At 70.1% G+C, this 21,530-nt stretch carries 13 protein-coding genes; 10 read left to right on the top strand and 3 right to left on the bottom strand.

Going from position 1 to position 21,530, the window contains the following annotated elements; translation table 11 throughout:
- Window positions 1-96 precede the first annotated feature (96 nt).
- Complete coding sequence (locus tag ACUDP5_RS19905; protein ID WP_263913643.1) at window positions 97-1,002, top strand: LysR family transcriptional regulator; 906 nt, start codon at window positions 97-99, stop codon at window positions 1,000-1,002.
- A gap of 15 nt (window positions 1,003-1,017) precedes the next feature.
- Here the strand turns inward: ACUDP5_RS19905 and ACUDP5_RS19900 are convergent, their stop codons facing one another.
- Window positions 1,018-1,422, bottom strand: coding sequence for an Hsp20/alpha crystallin family protein (locus ACUDP5_RS19900; RefSeq protein WP_445656996.1), 405 nt, complete (start codon window positions 1,420-1,422; stop codon window positions 1,018-1,020).
- A gap of 29 nt (window positions 1,423-1,451) precedes the next feature.
- The gene (locus ACUDP5_RS19895; protein WP_263913645.1) at window positions 1,452-1,892 is read right to left on the bottom strand and encodes an Hsp20/alpha crystallin family protein; all 441 of its coding nucleotides are present in this window, start codon (window positions 1,890-1,892) and stop codon (window positions 1,452-1,454) included.
- Between the two features lie 324 nt (window positions 1,893-2,216).
- On the opposite strand from ACUDP5_RS19895, the gene ACUDP5_RS19890 reads away from it, so the two are divergent.
- From ACUDP5_RS19890 to ACUDP5_RS19870, 5 genes are all read left to right on the top strand, one after another.
- Entirely contained in the window at window positions 2,217-3,179 is a 963-nt protein-coding gene (locus ACUDP5_RS19890; RefSeq protein WP_445656995.1) for a Bug family tripartite tricarboxylate transporter substrate binding protein, read from the top strand.
- Window positions 3,180-3,250: 71 nt separating this feature from the next.
- Window positions 3,251-3,910, top strand: coding sequence for a glutathione S-transferase family protein (locus ACUDP5_RS19885; protein WP_263913673.1), 660 nt, complete (start codon window positions 3,251-3,253; stop codon window positions 3,908-3,910).
- A gap of 12 nt (window positions 3,911-3,922) precedes the next feature.
- On the top strand, window positions 3,923-4,705 hold the full coding sequence (locus ACUDP5_RS19880; protein ID WP_263913647.1) for an aldolase: 783 nt from the start codon (window positions 3,923-3,925) through the stop codon (window positions 4,703-4,705).
- Window positions 4,706-4,767: 62 nt separating this feature from the next.
- On the top strand, window positions 4,768-5,325 hold the full coding sequence (locus ACUDP5_RS19875) for a helix-turn-helix domain-containing protein (RefSeq protein ID WP_445656994.1): 558 nt from the start codon (window positions 4,768-4,770) through the stop codon (window positions 5,323-5,325).
- Window positions 5,326-5,341: 16 nt separating this feature from the next.
- Window positions 5,342-5,707, top strand: coding sequence for a cupin domain-containing protein (locus ACUDP5_RS19870; RefSeq protein ID WP_445656993.1), 366 nt, complete (start codon window positions 5,342-5,344; stop codon window positions 5,705-5,707).
- A gap of 58 nt (window positions 5,708-5,765) precedes the next feature.
- Here the strand turns inward: ACUDP5_RS19870 and ACUDP5_RS19865 are convergent, their stop codons facing one another.
- Window positions 5,766-6,140, bottom strand: a complete 375-nt coding sequence (locus ACUDP5_RS19865; RefSeq protein WP_263913649.1) for a hypothetical protein — start codon at window positions 6,138-6,140, stop codon at window positions 5,766-5,768.
- A gap of 228 nt (window positions 6,141-6,368) precedes the next feature.
- Between ACUDP5_RS19865 and ACUDP5_RS19860 the strand changes: the two genes are divergently transcribed.
- The 4 genes from ACUDP5_RS19860 (at window position 6,369) to ACUDP5_RS19845 (ending at window position 21,295) form a co-directional block, all read left to right on the top strand.
- Entirely contained in the window at window positions 6,369-7,049 is a 681-nt protein-coding gene (locus ACUDP5_RS19860; protein ID WP_445656992.1) for an STN domain-containing protein, read from the top strand.
- Window positions 7,039-7,647, top strand: coding sequence for an RNA polymerase sigma factor (locus ACUDP5_RS19855; RefSeq protein WP_263913651.1), 609 nt, complete (start codon window positions 7,039-7,041; stop codon window positions 7,645-7,647). Before ACUDP5_RS19860 ends, ACUDP5_RS19855 begins: the two co-directional genes overlap by 11 nt.
- Entirely contained in the window at window positions 7,623-8,642 is a 1,020-nt protein-coding gene (locus tag ACUDP5_RS19850) for a FecR family protein (RefSeq protein ID WP_445656991.1), read from the top strand. The genes ACUDP5_RS19855 and ACUDP5_RS19850 overlap by 25 nt, the downstream gene beginning before the upstream one ends.
- 101 nt (window positions 8,643-8,743) lie before the next feature.
- A complete protein-coding gene (locus ACUDP5_RS19845) occupies window positions 8,744-21,295 on the top strand; it encodes a filamentous haemagglutinin family protein (RefSeq protein ID WP_445656990.1) in 12,552 nt (4,183 codons plus the stop codon).
- Window positions 21,296-21,530: the final 235 nt, after the last annotated feature.

Here is a 21,530-nt window from a genome sequence, read left to right as displayed (position 1 = left end):
GTCACTTTATGGGCAAGGCGGTATGAGAGTTAGTATGTAAAATTGAAATAACTATCCATGGTTATGGATAATCTGATTTCTGAAGGAGACCCGGGCATGGATCAGTTGACCGCCATTCGCGGCTTTGCCCGCGTGGTTGAAGCCGGCAGTTTCACCCGCGCGGCGGACTCGCTGGACATGCCCAACGCGACGCTGAGCAAGATGGTGCAGGACCTGGAAACGCACCTGGGGGTCCGCCTCTTGCAGCGCACGACCCGGCGCGTCACCGTCACGCCGGAAGGCCGCGACTACTACGAGAAGACCCTGCGCATCGTGCGCGACCTCGAAGACATCGACAGCGCGTTCAACGCGGTGCCGGGCCGACCCAAAGGGCACCTGCGCATCGATGTAGGAGGATCGACCGCACGCGACGTGCTGATCCCGGCGTTGCCTGACTTTCTGGCGCGCTATCCGGACATCCGTATCGACCTGGGCGTGTCCGATCGGGCTGTCGATTTGATCAGCAACAACGTCGATTGCGTGGTCCGTGGCGGGCCGCTCGACGACTCCTCGCTGGTGGCGCGGCACCTGGGCACCGCCGCCCTGATCACCTGCGCCACGCCGGGATACCTCAAACAGTTCGGTACGCCGGCGTATCCGGATGAGCTGAAAAACGGCCACAAGTTGGTGAGTTACCTCTCGCCGCAGAACGGCCGCGCGGTTCCCTTTCGCTTCGAACGCGAAGGGGAAAAGCAGGAGCTCAAGGTGGACCGCCACGTCGGCGTCAACGAAAGCAATGCCCATCTGGCCGCCGCGCTGGCGGGCCTGGGTATCGTCCAGACCTTCACCTACGCCGCGCGCCCGGCACTCGACAGCGGGGCGCTCGTCGAAATCCTGAAACCGTGGCGGCCGCAACCCTATCCGTTCCACGTCGTGTATCCGCACAATCGCCATGTCACGCAGCGGCTGCGCGTCTTCATCGACTGGCTGATGGAGCAGGTTCCGGCGCGACTGGGCGCCTAGCTCCATGCTTGACATTCAAGTCACGGTGACCGAGATCTTGCGCTGCTGCGCTTCCCGCAGGCGCGGGATCTGCAGCGTCAGCACGCCGTGTTTCAAGTTGGCCGTGATGTTGTCTTTGTCCAGGTCGTGGCCCAGCGTGAAGCTGCGGCGAAACAGCGGTTCGCGCAGTTCGTTATGCACCAGGCGCACCTCGGCCGGCACCTGCACCGCGGCTTCGCCTTCGATCAACAGTTCGTTCGACTGCACCTTGATCGACAGCCTCTCCCTGGACACGCCGGGCAGGTCGGCCAGCAACGTGATGCCGGTGGCGTTTTCGTAGATGTCCACGGCGGGCAGGGTGGCGGGACGATTGCTGTCGTTCGCGCCCTTGGCCAAGGGTTCCGAGCCGCCCAGGGCGGCAAGTGGGTTGCGTGCTTGCATGATGATCCTCCTGTGTCGTCGGCCGGTGTTCATTGGATGGCGATCAGGCGCGGCTTGGCGGATTCGCGCTTGCCGATCGAGATGCAGAGGCAGCCGTCGGTGTAGCGTGCCTGGATGTTGTCCGGATCGGCATCGCTGGGCAATTCCACCAGGCGACTGAATCGGCCGCGCGCGCGTTCGCGGGCATACAGGGTGGTTTGCCCGGAAGGCTCTTCTTCGCGCCGTTCGCCCGAGAGGGTCAGCAGGCCTTTTTCCATCGTGACCTCCAGCGCGTCCGGGTCGACGCCCGGCACGAACGCCACGACTTCGATCGAATCGGCGCTGACGCCGACGTTCACGGGGGGGAAATCGCCGCGCGCCGTGGAGCGCAGGTTGGAAGGCGCGCTCGAGGATCGCAGGATTTTGTCCAGCTGTTGCAGGGTGTCCAAGGCGGAACGGACGCCGCTATCGAAAAATGGATAAGTTGCCATGTTCGTCTCCCGATGAGGTCTGGTTCAGACGGGCGGGGGCTTGGCGGCAAGGGTGTTTTCAAGCTGCGTTGCCCCGCCATAGCGCAGATATGGCATCGGGCGCGCAGGTTTCAAGATCGGGATTTGATTGATTTATCCAATCAGGTGGGCCGCCAGAATTGCCGATTTTTTTGGCGCGGGATGTCGAGCGCTTGCCGCTTGGCGAAATGTTCTGTCCGCCGCCCCAGGGTATCCCCCAATCAAATTTCCCTTGCGGAAAATCAATCCCCTATAGGACACTTTGTGTCATAGCCGCATCCAAGCGGCGGACACAAGGGGAATGGCATGAAACGCAAGATCATGGCGGCCGCGCTGGCGTTGGCGGCGGGGCTGGGCGGCGCGGCGCAGGCGGCTTTTCCGGATCATCCGGTGCGGCTGGTGGTGCCTTTCGGGGCCGGCGGCATCACGGATATCGTGGCGCGGCAGGTGGGCAAGGGCATGGGCGACGCGCTGGGCCAGAGCGTGGTGGTGGAAAACCGGCCGGGCGCGGGTGGGGTGATCGCGGCGCAGGTGGCGGCCTCGGCGGCGCCTGACGGGTATACGATTTTCATGGGCACGGTGGGCACGCAGGTGGTGAACCCGCTGATCTATGCCAAGCTCAGCTACGACGCGGACAAGTTCTTGCCGGTGGGCCTGGTGTCCGGGTCGCCCTACGTGCTGGCGGTGCGCGGCGATCTGCCGGCGGCAAATTTCGGCGAGTTCGTGGCGTATGCCAAGGCGCATCCGGCCAAGCTGAATTTCGGGTCGGCGGGCACGGCCAGTTCGCCGCACCTGGGGCTGGAATTGCTGAAGCTGACGGCGGGCGTGGATATCGTGCACGTGCCGTTCAAGAGCGGCAGCGAGGCGGTCAATGCCGCCATCGGCGGGCAGGTGGACGTGGTGATGGACGCCAGCCCGGTGATCATGCCGCACGCGGCATCGGGCAAGCTGCGGGCGCTGGCCGTGGCGTCGGACCAGCGCTTGCCGTCGGCGCCGCAGGTGCCGTCGTCGCGCGAGGCGGGCGATGCGGGCTTGCAGATCAGTTCGTGGAATGCGTTTTTTGCACCGGCGGGCACGCCGCCGGCGGTGCTGGAAAAGCTGAATGCGGCGCTGCGCCAGACATTGGCCGCGCCCGACCTGAAGGCGCGCCTGGCGGCGCAGGGCACGCAGCTGTACACCGGCGCGCCCGAGGAATACCAGCGTTTCATCGCGGCCGAGAAAGCGAAGTGGGCCGAGATCGTCAAGCGCGCCGATATCAAGATGGATTGAGAATGGCGACGATGAACGGGGCCGGCACCCGGCCGACGACGCCCAAGACAAACCCGACCGAGACAACGTCGATGAGCACCGTGAACGAGACGACGCAGGCCTTGCATCCGCTGGCCGGGCAGCCCCTGGAACTGGCCGATACGCTGCGGTCGGGCAACGCGTGGAAGGTGCGCCTGGCCTGCGGCTACATGGGCCTGACGGTGACGCGCCGCACCTTCGACATCGTGCAGGGCGACCTGGAGACCGAGGCGTTTGCCCGCATCAACCCCTGGCGCCAGGTGCCGGCGCTGCTGACGCCGCAAGGCGAGTGGCTGGCCGAGTCGCAGGCGATCCTGTGGTATCTGGGCCGAGGCACGCCCTGGTTGCCTGAAGGCCGGCTGGAACAGGCGCAGGTGGCCAGCTGGCTGAGCTTTGAGCAGACCCAGCACATGCATGCGTTCGCGCAGCCGCGCCTGTTGATCCACCTGCGCCAGACGGCGCGGGTGGACGACCCGGCGATGGTGCAATGGCGCGCGATCGGGATGCGCGCGGCCGCCTGGATGGACGCCCACCTGGCGGAGCGCCTGTTCCTGGTGGGCGATGCGCCGACCATCGCGGACGTTGCGCTGTATCCCTATACCAGCATGGCGCAAGAGGGCGGCTATGACCTGTCCGCCTTTACCCATATCAGTGCCTGGCTGGCGCGCATGCGCGCCTTGCCGGGCTTTACGCCGTTGTTGGAAACGGCATAGAAAGGAGTCGAGATGGCCGATACCATGCACTTGGGCAAGGACGAATTGATACAGCGGGCGAAGGCCGACATGCAGCGCACGCTGGATACCCCGGACTGGACGCTGCGCGAGCGCCTGGCGCTGACCTGCCGCATTCTGTTCGACGGCGGGCACGATTCGGGCCTGGCGGGCCAGATCACGGCGCGTGCGCCGGCGCCCAACCGCTATTACACCCAGCGCCTGGGCCTGGGCTTTGACGAGATCACGGCGGACAACCTGCTGCTGGTCGACGAAGACCTGCAAGTGCAGGAAGGCGGCGGCATGCCGAATCCGGCCAACCGCTTTCATTCGTGGATCTATCGGGCGCGGCCGGACGTGAACTGCATCATCCATACGCACCCGCTGCATGCCGCGTCGCTGTCGATGCTGGAGGTGCCGCTGGAAGTCTCGCACATGGACAACTGCCCGCTGTACGGCGACGTGGCGTTCCTGAAGGACTGGCCGGGTGTGCCGGTGGGCAACGAGGAAGGCGTGATCATTTCGGGCGCGCTGGGCGACAAGCGCGCGATTCTGCTGTCGCACCATGGCATGCTGGTCGCGGCGGGCTCGGTGGAAGAGGCCTGCGTGCTGGCGTTGCAGTTCGAACGCGCGGCGCGCATGCAGTTGCTGGCGATGGCCGCCGGCAAGATCCAGCCGATTCCGCCGGCGCTGGGTCACGAGGCGCACGACTGGATCCTGACGCCCAAGCGTTCGCAGGTGGGCTTTGCGTATTACGCGCGGCGGGCGCTGCGCCAGCATCCCGACGTGCTGGGCTGAAACTCGACGAAGCCGTCGGTTTAGGGCATGCTTACCGGTCGTTACCGTGCCCTTTTCCGCCCATGATCGACCTGCCTCACCGTTTGCGCACGTTGCGTCGCCAGCAGTCCCTGTCCCTGGAACAGCTGGGCGAGCGCACGGGCCTGACCAAAAGTTATCTCTCCAAGCTCGAACGCGGTTTGAGCGAGCCGTCGATATCGACCGTGCTGCGCCTGGCCGAAGCCTATGGCGTGGGGGTGTCGCAATTGGTGGGCGGGGGCGACGGCGCCGCGCAGGACGAGGTCGTGAGCCTGGTGCGCGTGGCCGACCGCGAGGTCCTGCAACGCCGCGGCCTGGGTAGCGAATACCACTATGAATCGCTGGCCGGGCGCCGCAAGGTCAAGGCCATGGAGCCTTTTCTGGTGCATCCGCCGCGCGAATTTCCGGACGCCTCGGCGGTGTTTCCGCACCCGGGCGAGGAATTCCTGCTGGTGCTCAAGGGCGCCATCGAGGTGCGGGTGGGCGAACGCGAGTTCCGCCTGGACACCGGCGATTCCCTCTATTTCGATTCCGAACTGCCGCATCGCATGCGCACGGTCAGCCGCGGCGCGGCCGAAGTGCTGGTGGTGGCGGCGCATTGATTCCAAGGAAAGCGCAGTGAAGCACGATCAATCGCGGCTGGTCCGCATCGATGCCGGCCCCATGAAGAACCCGGTGCCCGGCAAGCCCAAGCGGCCGATTTCCGGCGACGCGGCGTTTCGCACCGTGACGGCATTCGAAGGCAACGGCGGCCGTGCCGAAGCCGGCGTGTGGGAAAGCACGGCGGGCAGTTTCCAGTCCAATACCACGGGCTACATCGAATTCGGCTACATCGTCGAAGGCGCGGCGCGCCTGGTCGACCCGGACGGCACGGTGCACGAGCTGACCGTGGGGGAGGCCTTCGTGATGCCGGAAGGCTATACCGGCCGCTGGGAAGTGGACACCTTCGTCAAGAAGATCTATTTCATCAGCCGCACGGCGTGATGCCCAAGCGGGCGGGCCGCCCGGCCTGATGCCGCGTCCTGCCGGGGCGCGACGGGCTTCACGGCGGCGTCGGCCGCTGCGGATACGCCGACGTGCCGAAGGTATTGCCCATGCGGTTGCCGATGGTGGCGGGCGTGGGCAGGCCCATCTGGTTGGGCGGCTTTTGCGTGATGGCCTCGGACCCCGGCGTGGGCGGGGGCCTGGGCGCGGCGTCGGGCGCCATCTTCTGGTTCAGGCAGTCATAGGACAGGGCATGGTAGCCATTGACCTCGGTGTCGATGCAGGCGCGAGGCGCGGGCTTGGGCGGGGTTGCCGTGGACGCGGCGGGCTGCGGCGCTGCCGGGCCTTGGGCCCCGGCCGCCATGGGCGTGGCCGCCAGCGCTGCCAGCAACAGCAGGCAGGCGCGATCCGGAATCAGGCTGAATGGGCGCATGCGGGCTCCTTGGACAAGGCCCGGCGGCCAGCGGCCGCCATGCGATCAGTATAGGGACGGATAACGCCGCGCAGGTGACGATTGCGTGGCGGCGGGACGGCGCGCTTGTGTGGCGTGTCACGATTACGTCATTCTCGCACCCTAGCATGGCGCCTTTCGCATCGAGGCGGGCGCACGGGCGTTCGCGGCAATGGCCATGCCTGGCAATTTTCCTACGTGTTGGCGTCGATGACCCTGGCCTGTCCGACAGGCGGGGGCTGGATTCGGCGCGCCTGCCTGGCGCTGGGGTTGTGCGCCCTGGCCGGTGCGGGCGCGGCGCAGACGCCGCCGCGCGAGATCGCTTTCTCCATTGCCGCCCAGCCCCTGGACCAGGCGCTGGCGCAGTACAGCCTGACCAGCGGCCTGACGGTGTTGGTGGACAGCGCCCTGACGGCGGGACGCGAGGCGCCCGCGGTGGTGGGCACGTATACGCCGGGAGACGCGCTGCGCCGGCTGTTGGCCGGCTCGCCGCTGGCGATCCGCTATGCCAGTCCGCATTCATTCACCGTGGTGGCGGCGCCGCGCGAAGCGCCTGCGCGGCCGGCCGGGCAGGCGCGGCTGCGCGACACCCCGTATGCCGCCGCCTTGCAGGGCGCGCTCAAGCGTGCGCTGTGCAAGGGGCAGGGCGCGGAACCGGGCCGTTATCGCGCGTTGGTCAAGCTGTGGTTCGACAAGGCCTGGCGCGTCAATCAGGTGGACTGGGTGGCCGACACCGGGTCGGCGCCGCTGAACCGGCGGCTGGAGGCGGCGCTGCGCGGGGTGACGGCCGGCCCGCTGCCTGCCGGCATGGTGCAGCCGGTGACGGTGCTGTTGCAGCCGGCCGGCGCGGCTGACTGCGGCGCCTTGCAGGGAGACGGCCGTGCGGGATGACAAGCCGTCCGGCTCGCTGCGCGCGCTGTTCCTGGAGCGCTACAACGATTTTCGCAGCCAGCTCAAGCGCCGCCTGGGGTCCGACGACCTGGCGCACGATGCCATGCAGGAAGCCTTTCTGAAGGTCAACGACATGCCGCCGGGCGGATCGATCCAGCAGCCGGCGGCATACCTGTTCCGGGTGGCGTTGAACATTGCCGAAGACCAGCGGCGGCGCGATGCGCGGCTGCTGACGGGGGTGGAGATCGCCGAGTTGATCGGCGGCACCGACGAGGCCGAGGACCCGGCGCGCATCGCGCAGGGCCGCAGCCAGGTCGACGCCTTTCGCCGCGCGTTGCGGCAACTGCCCGAACGCACGCAGCAGATGCTGATGGCGGCGCGGGTGCATGAGCTGCCGCATGCCGAGATCGCCAGGCGCTACGGCGTGTCCGAGCGCATCGTGTCCAAGGAACTCAAGCGTGCGCTGGAACACTGCGGCAAGGCGCTGGAGGCAGAGGCCGAACCGGTGCGGCAAGCGCCGGGCATGCCAACGCCGGCCGCGCAAAGGCCGGCCACGAAAAAGGAAGGACCTCCATGGGAAGCACCGCCATGGCGCTGATGATGCTGCCGGGCCGGCACAAGCGCGGCCCAGCGCCTGCGGACGCCGCGCGGCAGTGGCTGCTGACGTTGACCTCGGGCCGCGCCACGCAGGACGATGCCGAGGCGTTTCGCGCCTGGCTGGCTGCGGACCCGCGGCACGAGGCGGCGTTTGCCGAACAGAAGCGGCTGTGGCAGGGGCTGGGGCCGGCGGTGCAGGAGGAAGTCGCCGCGGCTGCCGCGCGCCGGCCGCGCCTGGCGGGCCGCCGGGCGTTCCTGGGCGGGGCGCTGGCGGCGTCGGCCGCCTATCTGGCGTGGCGTCCGCCGCTGGGGCTGTGGCCGGGACTGGATGAACTGGGGGCGGACTACCGCACGGCCACGGGCGAACAGCGCCGGGTGGCGCTGGGCGACGCGCTGGAACTGGAAATGAACACGCAGACGCGGATCAACGTGCGGTCCGGCCCGCGCGACGGCGCGGTGATCGAACTGGCGGCGGGCGAGGCAGAGATCCGGGTGGAACGGCCGGCGTCGGTGCAATCGTCGTCCGTCGCACCGGCCAGCGCGGCAGCCCCCGCGCAGGTGGTGGCCGGCGCCGGCCGCGTTACCGCGCGCCAGGCCGTCTTCAACCTGCGCTACCTGGATGGCGCGGCCCGCCTGTGCTGCTTGTCCGGCACGGTGCAACTGGCGCACGCCCAAGGCCATTTCGACCTGGCCGCGGGCCAGGAATTGCGCTACGACGACGCGCGGGTGCTGCCGCCGGCCAAGGTCGATACCGAGGCCGTGACGGCCTGGCGGCGCGGCTGGCTGGTGTTCGACCGGGTGCCGCTGGCCGACGTGGTGGACGAGATCAACCGCTACCGCCGCGGCCGCCTGGTGCTGCTGAACAAGCAATTGGCCCAGCGGCGGGTGCAGGCGCGTTTTTCGCTGGCCCAGGTGGCGGACGCGGAACAGTTGATCCGCGACGCCTATGGCGCCGAGGTGACCCGGCTGCCGGGCGGGGTGGTGCTGCTGTCGTGATTCCATGAATTATTTATGACAGGGTTCCGGTCGGCATTTTTCCATCCGTCTGTCTTGTTCTAGGTGGCGAACACTCGCGATTGGAATAAGGAAGGACGATCATGCAGGCACGGATGGCGCAACGGGACGGCAAGGCAATCATGGCGCGCGCGGCAAGGCGTGGCCGTCCGCAATGGCGTCCGACGCCGCTGGCGCAGGCCGTTGCCGCGCTGCTGATCGCGGGGGGCTGGAGCGGCGCGGCCCAGGCCCAGGCGCGAGCCTTCAGCCCGGGCTGGTTCGCCGACAAGAACGCGGTGCAGTCCACGGCGCAGCGCACCGGCCGCATGCCGGACGGCAGCCTGGCGGGCATCGGCAACGGCGCGCGCCAGCAGGCCGAATCGCGCCAGCAGCTGCAGCGGTCGCTGGACAACCTGAACCGCACGGCGGCCGCCGTGGCCGCGCAGCAGGCGGCGCAGGCGGCGGCCCGTGCCGCAGCCGCCGCCAACGGCGCCAGCGTGCCCGATGGCCTGGTCGAAGGCGGCCTGTGGGAAGCGCGGGGCGCGCTGGCCAAGTGGGAAGGCGCCAGGGCCGCCAGGGCCAGCACGGAAGGCGGCCGGCAGGTCGTCACCATCGAACAGACGCAGTCTCGCGCCATCCTGAACTGGGACACCTTCAACGTCGGGCGCAATACCACGGTGCAGTTCAAGCAGGGCGCGGACGATGCGGTGCTGAACCGGGTGGTCGGCGCCAGCGCCAAGCCCAGCCAGATCCAGGGCGCCATCAAGGCCGACGGCACGGTGCTGGTGGTGAACCAGAACGGCGTGATCTTCACCGGCACCAGCCAGGTCAACGCGCGCAACCTGGTGGCCGCCGCCGCCATGATCACCGACGCGCAATTCAAAACGAAAGGCCTGTACGCCGACAACGGCGCGCAGCCGACCTTCACGGACGCGCTGGGCGGCATCGAGGTGCAGGCCGGCGCGCGCTTGCAGACCGCGGCGCCCGGCACGTCCACCACGGGCGGCGGCTACGTGCTGCTCTTGGGCAAGACGGCGGCCAACGCCGGCACGATCGACACGCCGTCCGGACAGGCGCTGCTGGCCGCGGGCGACAGCTTCGTGATCAAACGCGGGCAGGGTACGTCGGGCAATCTGGTGTCCACGACCCGCGGCAACGAAGTGACGCCGGCCGGTACGCCCGGCCGCGTCGAGAACACGGGCCTGATCCAGGCGGCGCTGGGCGACGTGACGCTGACCGGCGGCGATGTCGCGCAGCGCGGCGTGCTGCTGTCGAGTACGTCGGTGGATGCGCGCGGCACGCTGCACCTGACCGCGACGGGCGGGCAGGGCCGCGTGACGGTGGCCGAGCACAGCACCACGGCCATCCTGCTGGACCGCAGCGGCGCCCAGGCGCTGGACAGCCAGCGTGACGGCCTGCGCGTGCCGCCCGCGGCGCAGGGCGATGCGCCGCTGCTGGCGGCGGGCGCCGACCGGCGCGAACTGTCGCGGGTGGAAATCAGCAGTTCGGGTACGGTGGACTTCGCGGCCGGCTCGATCACGCTGGCCACGGGCGGGCAGATCGCGGTGCAGGCGGCCCAGCGCAGCCTGCTGCGCGAAGGCGCGGTGCTGGACGTGGCGGGCGCGGTGGGCGTGCCCGTCGCGATGGAAAACAACAACCTCAAGATCAACGTCCAGGGCAACGAGCAACGCGACGCGCCGGTCAACCGGGAAAGCGGCAAGCTCAACAGCAAGGACGTCTGGGTGGACGTGCGTGACCTGGTCCTGGTGCCAGCCGGCACCAACGGCTACGCCACGGACCGCTGGTACACGGCCGGCGGCCTGCTGGAAGTGAGTGGGTATCTGGGCACGCAGTCGCATGGCGTCAACGAGTGGATGGCGCAGGGCGGCAATGTCGAATTCACGGGCGGCGACGTGGTGACGCGCGCCGGCTCGCAGATCAACCTGTCGGGTGGCACGCTGGATGTGCAGGATGGCATGATCCGCCAAAGCTGGCTGCGCGGCGTGGACGGCCGGCTGTACGAGGTGACGCGCGCGCCCGGCGACCTGGCCTACACCGGGCTGTACCAGGGCTACGAGGCCAGCAGCCAGCGCTGGGGCCAGACGCGCTATTTCTACAACCCGCTGATCGCGCCGCAAGAACGCTTCGAGGCCGGCTACACCGTGGGCCGCGATGCGGGCCGCCTCGTGATCGGCACGCGCAGCGCCGTGCTGGAAGGCGAGCTGATCGGCACGACGTTCCAGGGCGATCGCCAGAACGCCGCCGCGCAGGCCGGCCTGGATGGCTACCAGCAATCGCAGCGCGCCGTGGCGCGCGGCGCGCAACTGGTGGTGGGCACGTACACGCCTTACTACGACAAGCGCACCGGCGCGCTGCAATACGCGTTGGGGCGTGGCGACGGCACGGTAAGCCAGGTGGTGCTGTCCGATCGCGCCGACGCGGTCGCGGCCGGGCTGGATCTGGCGACGGCGTTGCCCGATGACCGCGCAGGCAAGCTGCTGCTGGATACGACCCGGCTCAATAACGCGGGGTTGGGCGCCATCAAGATCGCCGCGGGCGATATCGCGGTACGGTCGGACCTGGCCGTCGCGCCGGGGGGCGACATCACGCTGTTCGCGAACAACGTGACGGTGGACGCCGCGCTGACGGCCAACGCCGGCAGCATCCGGCTGGGCAATGTGCTGAACCAGGTATCGCCCTCCGGCATGAACGACACGGCGTCGGGGGGCGCGAATGCGGACGACCGAGTGACGCTGAGCGCGCGCGCCCGGCTGGATACGTCGGGCCTGTGGGCCAACCTGGCGCTGGCGCCCGGACAGGCGCAGGCGTTGCCCTACCTGAACGGCGGCACGGTGTCGCTGCGCAGCAACCGCGACATCGATCTGCAGGCCGGCAGCGTGATCGACGTGGGCTCGGGCGCCGCGCTGCGCGCCAAGGGCAAGCTGACCGGCGGCAAGGGCGGCAGTGTGACGGTGGAAGCGGTGCCCGGCGGTGCGGCGGGCGGCGGGCGTGTGGTGCTGGATGCCGCGCTGCGCGGCTATGGGGCGGATGGCGGGGGCACGCTGGCGGTGACGGCGGGCAAGGTGGTGCTGGGCGACCGTCCGGCCGATGCCGGCGATGACGTGCTGGCGCTGGCGGCGCCGTTCTTCCAGCAGGGTTTTTCGCGCTACGAGATCACCGGCAGTGGCGGCGCGTCTGTCGCCGACAATGCGCGCATCGACGTGACGATGCCGGTCTACCGGCCGGTGGCCGAGGCGGCCGGGTTGGCCACCGGTACGCCGACCGGCGCCGCCCTGGAAACCGGGCTGCCGCCCGTCTACCTGCACAACCCCGTGGCGGGCACGGTGACGCGGCGGCGCGGCGCCAGCCTGTCGCTGCAAAGCGGACGGTCCGTGGCGCTGCCCGGGGCGGACGCCGATGCGGCGCTGACGATTGGCCAAGGCGCGCAGGTCGCGGTCGATCCGGGCCAGGCGATCCAATTGCGCGGCGCGGGCCAGATCACGGTGCTGGGCGCGCTGACGGCGGCCGGCGGCAGGATCGATATCCGCCAGCTGCGCATGGGCGACATCGATGTGGCCGAGTCCATCGAAATGGCCGTGGGCCAGATACACAACCGATCGATCTGGATCGGCGAGCAGGCGGTGCTGAACGTGGCTGGCCGCGCTGAAACCGGCGTGGATACGCAGGGCCGCCGCTATGGCGTGGCCGATGCGGGCGGCGTGATCGTGATCGGCGGCGAGATCAATCACGACCGCGCCACGGCCACCGCGTCCGACGCCTACGTGGTGATCCGCCCGGGCGCCGTGCTGGACGCGTCGGGGTCGAGCGGGGTGGTGGACGTGAATGGCGTCGGGGCGGTGCCGCTGGACCGCAGCGGCGGCCGCATCGCGCTCAGTTCCTACAACGGCCTGTTCCTGGACGGCACCTTCATCGCGCGGGCCGGCGGCCCCACCGCGGCGGGCGGCACGCTGGACATCGCGCTGGAAACGCCGCTGTACCGTTCTCAGGGCGACAACCCGTCCGACCCGGCCGTGCAGGTGCCGCGCGAAATGGTGCTGGCGGCCGGCGGCGGCAAATCGTTGGCCGCCGACCTGAAGCCGGGCGAAGGTGCCGACGCGTTGCGCTATGGCCAGACCCGCCTGGATGTCTCCCGCTTGCTGGCCGGGGGCGGCTTTGACCAATTGGGGCTGCTGGCCAACGGCCTGATGTCGTTTGACGGCGCCGTGGACATCGCGGTGGCGCAAAGCTTGCGCCTGTATGCCGGCGCCTTCTCGCTGGCGCCGGACGCGGCGGCCACGACCCGCGTCAACCTGGCGGCCTCGCAGGTGCGCCTCTCGGGCCCCGGCAAGTACTACTCGACCAACGGCGTGATCCGGCCGCGCGTGCTGTTCGGCGATGCGCCGTCGGTAGCGGCGGGCGCGTTCACCGTGCACGCCGCCGACCTGCTGGAAGTGGGCAACAGCCTGTCGTTCGGCACCCAGGGCACCATCAATCGCCCGGTGGGCGGCTTGTTGGCGGTGACGCGCACGGGCTTTGACCGCGTCACGCTGGCCAGCGGCGGCGACCTGCGCTTCCTGGCGCGCAACGACGACGAGCCGCGCACGCGGCTCTGGACCCGCGGCGACCTGGACCTGATCGCCGCGCAGCTGTATCCGGTGACGGGCGCCGAGGCCGAGGTATTGGCGGGCTACACACGCAACCCGATCTCGAATGCCAATGTGTTCGACCCCACCCGCACGCTGCGGGTGGGGCGCGCCGGCGGCGCCGACGCGCCGCTGCCGGCAGTGCCGTATTCGGCGTTCGGTTCGCTGCGGCTGGCGGCGGCCACGGTGGAGCAGGGCGGCGTCGTGCGCGCGCCGCTGGGCGCGATCGTGCTGGGCGACGTCAGCGAAACCGTGGGGACGCGGCACCTGGCGCTGTTGCCGGGCAGCGTCACGTCGGTCAGCGGCGCCGGGTTGCTGATGCCCTATGGCGGCACTACCGATGGCGTGGCCTATAAATTCAAGGGCGCGGACGTTGCGCTGGTGGGCGCGGGCGGCGCCATCGGGGTGGGCAGCGGGGCGTCGCTGCAAACGGGCATCACGCTGGCCTTCCGTGACGTGGACATGCTGGCGGGGTCGGTGCTGGACCTGTCGGGCGGCGGCGAACTGACCGGCGCCGGCTTCGTGTCAGGCCGCGGCGGTTCGACCGATGCGCGCTATGCGCCGCTGGTGCGCAACAACCCGCAGGGCGGCTTCACCCTGCCGGGGTTGGCGGCCAACCCCGTCTACGCCATCGTGCCCGGCGCGCAGCCGGACTACGCGCCGGTGGGCGGCGAAGCCGGGGCCTCCCAGGCGGCGCCGGGGCAGCGCATCACGATCGGCGCCGGTGTACCGGGCCTGCCGGCCGGCACCTATACGTTGATGCCGTCCACCTACGCCTTGCTGCCCGGCGCGTTCCGGGTCGAACTCAATACCGGCGCGGCCGCGGGCGCCGCCATGACGCCGGCGCAGATGCGCAACCAGTCGTGGGCGGCCAGCGGACGGTTGTCCATCGCGGGCACGCAGGTGGCCGACGGCCTGGCGACCTCGGTGATCCTGACCCCCGCCAACGTGCTGCGCACTTATTCGCAATACAACGAGACCAGCTACGCCAATTTCGTGCGCGCCGATGCGGCCACGCGTGGCGTGCCGCGCGCGATGCTGCCGGCCGATGCCCGCACCTTGCGCCTGGCGATCCACCGCGGCTCAGAAGACGGGCAGGCGTTGCGCGTCGAAGGCCTGGCTGACTTCAAGCCGGCGGCCGGCGGCTTTGGCGGCGCGGCGGCCGTGGGCGGCAGTTTCGGCATGGAAATCCTGGCCGCGGGCCAGGCGCCCACGGCGGGCTACGATGGCGCCTCTGTCCACGCGGATGCCCTGGCCGCGCTGGGCGCCAGCCGCCTGGTGATCGGCGCATTGCCGGTGGTGCAGTACGGCCAGGGTGGGCGCTTCTACACCTTCCAGGGCAATGCCACGCAGGTGTTGGTCCGCGCCGGCGCGCAGTTGGCGGCGCCGGAAGTGCTGGTCTCGGCGCAGACGATCGAGCTTGAAGCGGGCGCGGGCATCTCGACGCTGGGCCGCGGCGCGCCGTCTGCGGACTCGACCAACGGCTATGCCTTCGAACCCGGCAGCGCCGGGCTGCTGGCCGTTTCCAATGGCCGCCTTGACGTGCTGGCCCCCCAGGCGACGGGGGCGGGCTCGATCCGCATCGGCACCTGCGCAGCGCAAGCCTGCCAGGGCGTGACACAGCTGTATTCCGAAGGCACCATCGCCGCCGCCACCAACGGCACCTTCGACCTGGGCGAGCAGGTGCTGTACGGCACCCGCAATCTGACGCTGGCGGTCGGCGCCGTCAACGCGGGTGCGGCCGACGCGCTGGCACAGGCCGCCGCGCTCGGCGTGCTGCCCAGTGGGCTGACGCTGAACCAGGCGATCCTGGGGCGGCTGCTGCGCGGCGACACCCGCACGGGCGCCCCGGCGCTTGAAAAGCTGACGCTGACGGCACGCGAGTCGATGAATTTCTACGGCACGGTGGCCTTGGACACGCGTGACCCGGTCACCGGCAAATACAGCCTGGCCACCTTGGCGCTGGGCACGCCGGCCCTCTACGGCTATGGCGAGGCGGGCGACGAGGCCAGCATCCGCACGCAGAACCTGGTCTGGAACGGCGCCACGCAAGCGCCCGGCGCGGTGGCGGCGGGCGGCGCGGGCACCGGGCGCGGCGCGTTGCGCATCGACGCCGACCGCATCGAATTCGGCTACGGCCAGGGCACCCAGCCCAGCGGCCAGGACGACAACGCGCGGCTGGTGCTGGGCTTTGGCGGCGTGACGCTGAACGCCAGCGACCGCATCACCGCCAACCATCGCGGCAGCCTGGCGGTGTACGCGTCGCAGGGCGCCTACGTCAGCGGCAGCGGCTATACGTACAGCGGCGGCAACCTGACGCTGAACACGCCGCTCTTGACCGGCGCGGCCGGTTCGGTGAACCGCATCACGGCGGGCGGCGACGTGCGGCTGCTGGCCGCCGCTGGCGCGCAGCCGCCCACGGTGCAGGACCTGGGCGCCGAGCTGAGCCTGTCAGGCGCATCGGTACGGGTGGACGGCACGATCGTGCTGCCCAGCGGCAAGCTGACGCTGCAAGGACGCGACGGCGTGTTGCTGACCGGCGCGTCGCAACTGGACCTGAGCGGCCGCGCCATCGCCTTCAATGACGTGCTGCGCTACAGCTGGGGCGGCGACCTGATCCTGGAAAGCAGCCAGGGCGGCATCCGCCAGGACGCTGGCGCGCTGATCGACCTGTCGGCCGTGGAGAACAACGCCGGCAGCCTGCGCGCCGTGGCGCTGGCGGCGGCCGATGGCCAGGTGAGCCTCTTGGGCCGCATCGTGGGCTCGGCCTCGGGCCGTTACGACGCGGGCGGCACCGCGGTGCCGTATCGCGCCGGCAGCGTGGACGTGCGCGCCCAGCGCCTGGGCGACCCGGCTGCGCTGAACACCGATTTCGATGCGCTCAACCAGCGCCTGAACGACGGCGGCGTATTCGGCGCGCGCGGCTTCCAGATCAAGCAGGGCAGCCTGACGGTGGGCGACACGCTGCGCGCCAACGACATCAATCTGTCCCTCGACGGCGGCAGCCTGACGGTGGCGGGCCGGGTGGACGCCAGCGGCGAACGTGTGGGCCGCATCCGCCTGGCGGCGCGCGACGGCCTGACGCTGGCGGCCGGCTCGGTGCTGGACGCCTATGGCTCGGTGCTGCGGGTGGACAGCTACGGCAAGATCATCGACGCACCCAACCGCGCGGTGGTGGAACTGAATTCCGGCCACGGCGTGCTGACGCTGGCCGGCGGCGCGCGCATCGACTTGCGCCATGGCACCGCCGCCACGCCCGGCACGGCGGCCGGGCAGCACGACGGCGCTTCACGCGGCACGCTGGAATTGCTGGCGCCGCGCATCGACGCGGCGGGCAATGCCGGCATGAACGGCGGCGGGGCGCCCGGCAGCGCCGCCACGCATGGCGACATCGCCATCGACGCGCGCGGCCCGATTGCGATTGATGGCGCCCGGTCCATCACGCTGACCGCCATGCAGCGCTACGACGATGCCGACGTGGGCAACCCCGCCGACCGCATCGGCGGGCGCACCTACCAGATCATCAACCAGGCCTACCTGGACGCCAAGCACGGCGACAGCCTCGGCTTCATGAGCGGGGCGCTGGCCAACGCGGCCCTGATGGACGGCAAGCTGGCGGGCCTGAACAACGCCGCCTATCGCGACGCGTTCCGTCTGCGCCCCGGCGTGGAAATCCTCAGCAAGACGGCGGACGGCGACCTGGTGGTGCAGGGCGACCTGGACCTGTCGGGCTACCGCTACGCCAGCGTCAACCCGCGCACGCCGCTGACGTCGGTGTACGGCTCGGGTGAAGCCGGTGCGCTGACGCTGCGGGCCAAGGGCAACCTGGATGTCTATGGCAGCATCAACGACGGCTTCGCGCCGCCGGCCCCCACGCCGGACGACGAGCATGGCTGGATCCTCACGCCCGGGGCGCAGCCGTTCGGCGGCGACGTGGTACTGCCGCGCGGCGGCGTCCAGCTTGCCGACGGCACCGAGTTCCCCGGCGGCAGAACGCTGAACTATCCCTTGCCGCTGAAGGCCGTGAAGCTGGCGGCCGGCACCCGGTTGCCGGTCGAAGCGGCGCTGGATCAGTCGCTGCCGCTGGCCGCCGGCACGGTGTTGTCCGGCGACGTGCGCGATGCCGCCGGCCAGTTGCTGTACGCGGCCGGCTCGGTGCTCAAGCAGGCGGTGGACCTGCCGGCGGGCACGCGCCTGGGCGCGGGCACGCTGCTGACGGATGGCACGTCGCTGCGCGCCTTCACCTGGCCGGCCAACGTGGCGCTGCCCAATCTCTACACCACGCAGGGTTACGAGGCCAACGTGCTGCTGATGGAAGGCACCATCACGCTGCAGCAGGGCGCGCTGATTCCGTCGCAGGCCAAGCTGGTGTTCCCGGCCGGCACCGACTACGTGGAACTGCGCCCCGGCACGTCGGCGGACCCGCGGCGCAACTGGGCCGTCGCCCAGATGCTGCCGGCGGGCAGCCAGTCGTGGTCCGTGCAGCTGGTGGCCGGCGCCGACCTGGACGCAGCCGATCCGCGGCGGGTGCTGACTGGCCCGGGCGCCGGCAAGCTGACGCTGGCCGACACCCACTACAACGCCAGCCTGGTGCAGGGCGGCGGCTGGGTCTGGGGCCCGGATGCCGATCAGTCGGGCTTTGAACCCGGCGCCCCGGTGCCGGACGACATGGCCTGGCTGTGCGACATCGTCGAAGGCTTGTGCGAACGCGGCGATTCCAGCGCGGTATCGGTCACGCCGCACACGCAGAATTTCAGCGTGCTGCGCACCGGCACGGGCGACCTGGACCTGGCCGCGGGCGGCGATATCAACCTGATGTCGGCCTATGGCGTGTACACCGCAGGCACCCAGTCACCCAATGTGGCGCCGGCCTACCAGTTGCCGCGCGGGCGCTTCGGCGCCACGGTGCTGGGCGACGATTATGCAAGCACCTACGAACCGTTCGTGACCGCCGGATCAGGCTACCAGGCCTGGTATCCGCAAGCGGGCGGCAACCTCAGCCTGTACGCGGGCGGCGCGCTGCGCGGCGATGTCTGGGGCAAGACGGTGATACCCACCTACGACGGTCGCGGCATCGACCCCAGCGTCGGCGTCGGCAACTGGCTGTGGCGCCAGGGCACCGGCAGCGCCAATGGCGGCGACACGCCGACCGCCTGGTGGATCAACTTCGGCAGCTACACCCGTGCACCCGTGGACTTCAAGGACACCACGCCGCTGCTGGTGGGCTTTACGGGCTTCGGCGCGCTGGGCGGCGGCAACGTCAGCGTGCGCACCGATGGCGACGCCGGCAACATCGAGCAGCGCGGCTCGCTGGCCAATCCGCGCAGCCAGGGGCTGGTCGTGGCGGTCGGCAGCACCGGGCGGATCGGCGCGGACGGCGCCATGACACTGACGGGCGGCGGCGATATCGACGTGCGCATCGGCGGTGTGCTGAATCCGACGCAAAGCGCGCGCGGCCAGGTGTCGTCCACCAACGGCCCCAAGCCCTACTACGGCGACCCCGCCATCGACCTGCAAGGCGCGCTGATCAACCTGCGCGGCAATGTACAGTTCGCGGGCGGCGCGATCGGCGGGCTGGCGCTGCAATACGGCAACAATGCCAGCCTGCAGGACGCCAAGGAACGTCGTGGCTACGACCCCTATGCGTCGACGCAGGCCAGCGCCACGGGCGGCCTGGCGCTGATTCCGGGCGATGCGGCGATCCGGCTGGATACGCGCGGCGACCTGGTGGTGGGCGGCGCGGGCGATCCGGGCCGGGTGGCGTTGCAGAACAGCACGCCGTTCCGGCTGCGCGATGGCACGCAGATCGATGGCGGCGGCTACAGCTGGTTCTCGATGTGGACGGCCAACACCGCCATTGAATTGTCCAGCGCGGGCGGCAACCTGACGCCCAGCCGGCAGACTTCACACAGTGCACAGGGCCTGTCTTTGCAGGTCGGACGCAACACGTCCGCGTCGGATGCGCGCTACCTGTATCCGTCGATCCTGCGCGCCACGGCGTATGACGGCAGCATCTATGCGGGCGTGTCGGCCGGCTACCTCAATGCCGAAAACGACGGCCTGCCGTATTCGCTGACCTTGGCGCCAGGCGCACGCGGCCAGCTTGAACTGCTGGCGGGCAATTCGATCTACGCGGGCGGCTACGCCATCAACCGTTCGGGCGCGGACCCGGCCAGTGTGGCCACTGTGCAGGCGCCGGCGTTCGCCGGCTATACCTCGCAGGGCACCAGCACGGCCGCGCTCAACAACCAGGGCGCCAACGGCATCGCCGGCGCCCGCAACACGCACTTCCCGTTGTTCTATTTCGATGCGCCCACGGCCAGCGCCGCCGCATCGAACCTGGTCACGCGCCTGTACGCCCGGGACGGCGACATCGTGGGGCTGCGCAGTGGCGAGGCGATCACGCTCATCGCAGGTCCCAACCTGGGGCAGGTCTGGTACGAAGCCGCGGGCCCGGTCTGGATGATGGCCGGCCGCGACATCGTGGCCTCGGGCACCGACACCGGTGCGCAGCAGTTGGTGCCGTCGACCAACGGTTATCTCTTCGCGCTCGGCGTCACCAACTCGGCGACCTCGTCCGGCAACCTGTTCGTGCAGGGCGATGCGCGCGACGTGTCGCGGGTGTCGGCAGGCCGCGACATTCTCTACAGTTCGTTCCAGGTGGCCGGCCCCGGCACGCTGGAAGTCTCGGCCGGCCGCCACGTGCTGATGGCCGACCGCGCGTCGCTCACCAGCCTGGGGCCGGTGCTGCCGGGCGATCGCCGCCCGGGCGCCTCGATCGCCGTGCTGGCGGGCGTGGGCGCGGCCGGCCCGGACTACGCGGGCTTCCTGGCGCGCTACCTGGATCCGTCGCGCCAGGCCGACGCCAGCCGTCCGCTGGCGGACCAGGGCCTGGCGTTCAAGACCTACGAGGCCGAGCTGCTGCTGTGGCTGACGCAGCGCTACGGCTTTGCCGGCAATGGCGACGACGCGCGCGCCTACTTCAGCGCGCTGCCGGCCGAACAGCAGCGCATCTTCGCGCGGCAGGTGTATTTCGCCGAGCTGCGGGCCGGCGGACGCGAATACAACGACAAGGCCAGCCCGCGCCAGGGCAGCTACCTGCGCGGCCGCCAGGCCATCGCGGCGCTGTTCCCCGAGACCGTGCCGGGCGCCTGGCAGGGCGACCTGACGCTGTACGGCGCGGCCGGCATCCGCAGCAGCTTCGGCGGCGACATCCAGTTGCTCACGCCGGGTGGCCAGCAGGTGTTCGGCGTGGAAGGCGCGGCGCCGCCCGCCAGCGCCGGCATCATCACGCAGGGCCAGGGCGACATCCAGCTGTATGCGCAGGGCAGCATCCTGCTGGGCCAGAGCCGGGTCATGACGACCTTTGGCGGCGGCATCACCGCGTGGTCCGCGCAAGGCGACATCAACGCCGGGCGAGGTTCGAAGACGACGGTGCTGTACACGCCGCCCAAGCGGGTCTACGACGCGGTCGGCAACGTCACGCTGTCGCCCAGCGCGCCGGCCACCGGCGCGGGCATCGCCACCCTGGCGCCGTTGCCGGAGGTGCCGGCGGGCGACGTGGACCTGTACGCGCCGCTGGGCACCATCGACGCGGGCGAGGCCGGTATCCGCGTGTCGGGCAACGTCAACATCGCCGCCTTGCAGGTGGTGAACGCCGCCAACATCCAGGCCCAGGGCGAAAGTCGCGGGGTGCCGGTGACGGCGTCGGTGAACACCGGCGCGATGTCGTCGGCCAGCGCGGCGGCGACCTCGGCGGTGGGCGCCGCGCAGGAATCGGCGCAGCGCGCCCAGAACCAGGCGCGCCAGAACCTGCCGTCGGTGATCAACGTGCAGATCCTGGGGTATGGCGAGGAACCGGTGGTCGGCGCCACCACCGCGCCGCCCGGGCCGTCGGCCGCGGCCACGCGCTATGACGCCGCCAGCGCGGTGCAGGTGCTGGGCGCGGGCACGCTGGACGACAGCGAGATGCGCGCGTTGACCGCGCAGGAAAGAAGCAAGCTGGCGATGTAGGAAAGGGGGGCGCCGGGCCGGTGGCCGCTGTCCGGCGCCTTTGACAGTCGTGCACGAAAGGCGGCCGGCGTGTCACGCCAGCGTCACAGGAACGACAGGCAAAAAGTGCATCAGGGCCCGCCAAACGCCGGGCCCTGATTCTTTTCTGCGCACCTTTTCCCGGGGCCCGCGCTGTTTCATGAAATTTTTCTTACAACGCGCAGTCCGCGCGGCCCCGGAACGTCTAGTAACAAGC

The sequence above is a fragment of the Achromobacter sp. NCFB-sbj8-Ac1-l genome, assembly GCF_052695805.1.
Note: the sequence above shows the minus strand (reverse complement) of the source record. Positions and strands in the feature narration are given on the sequence as shown.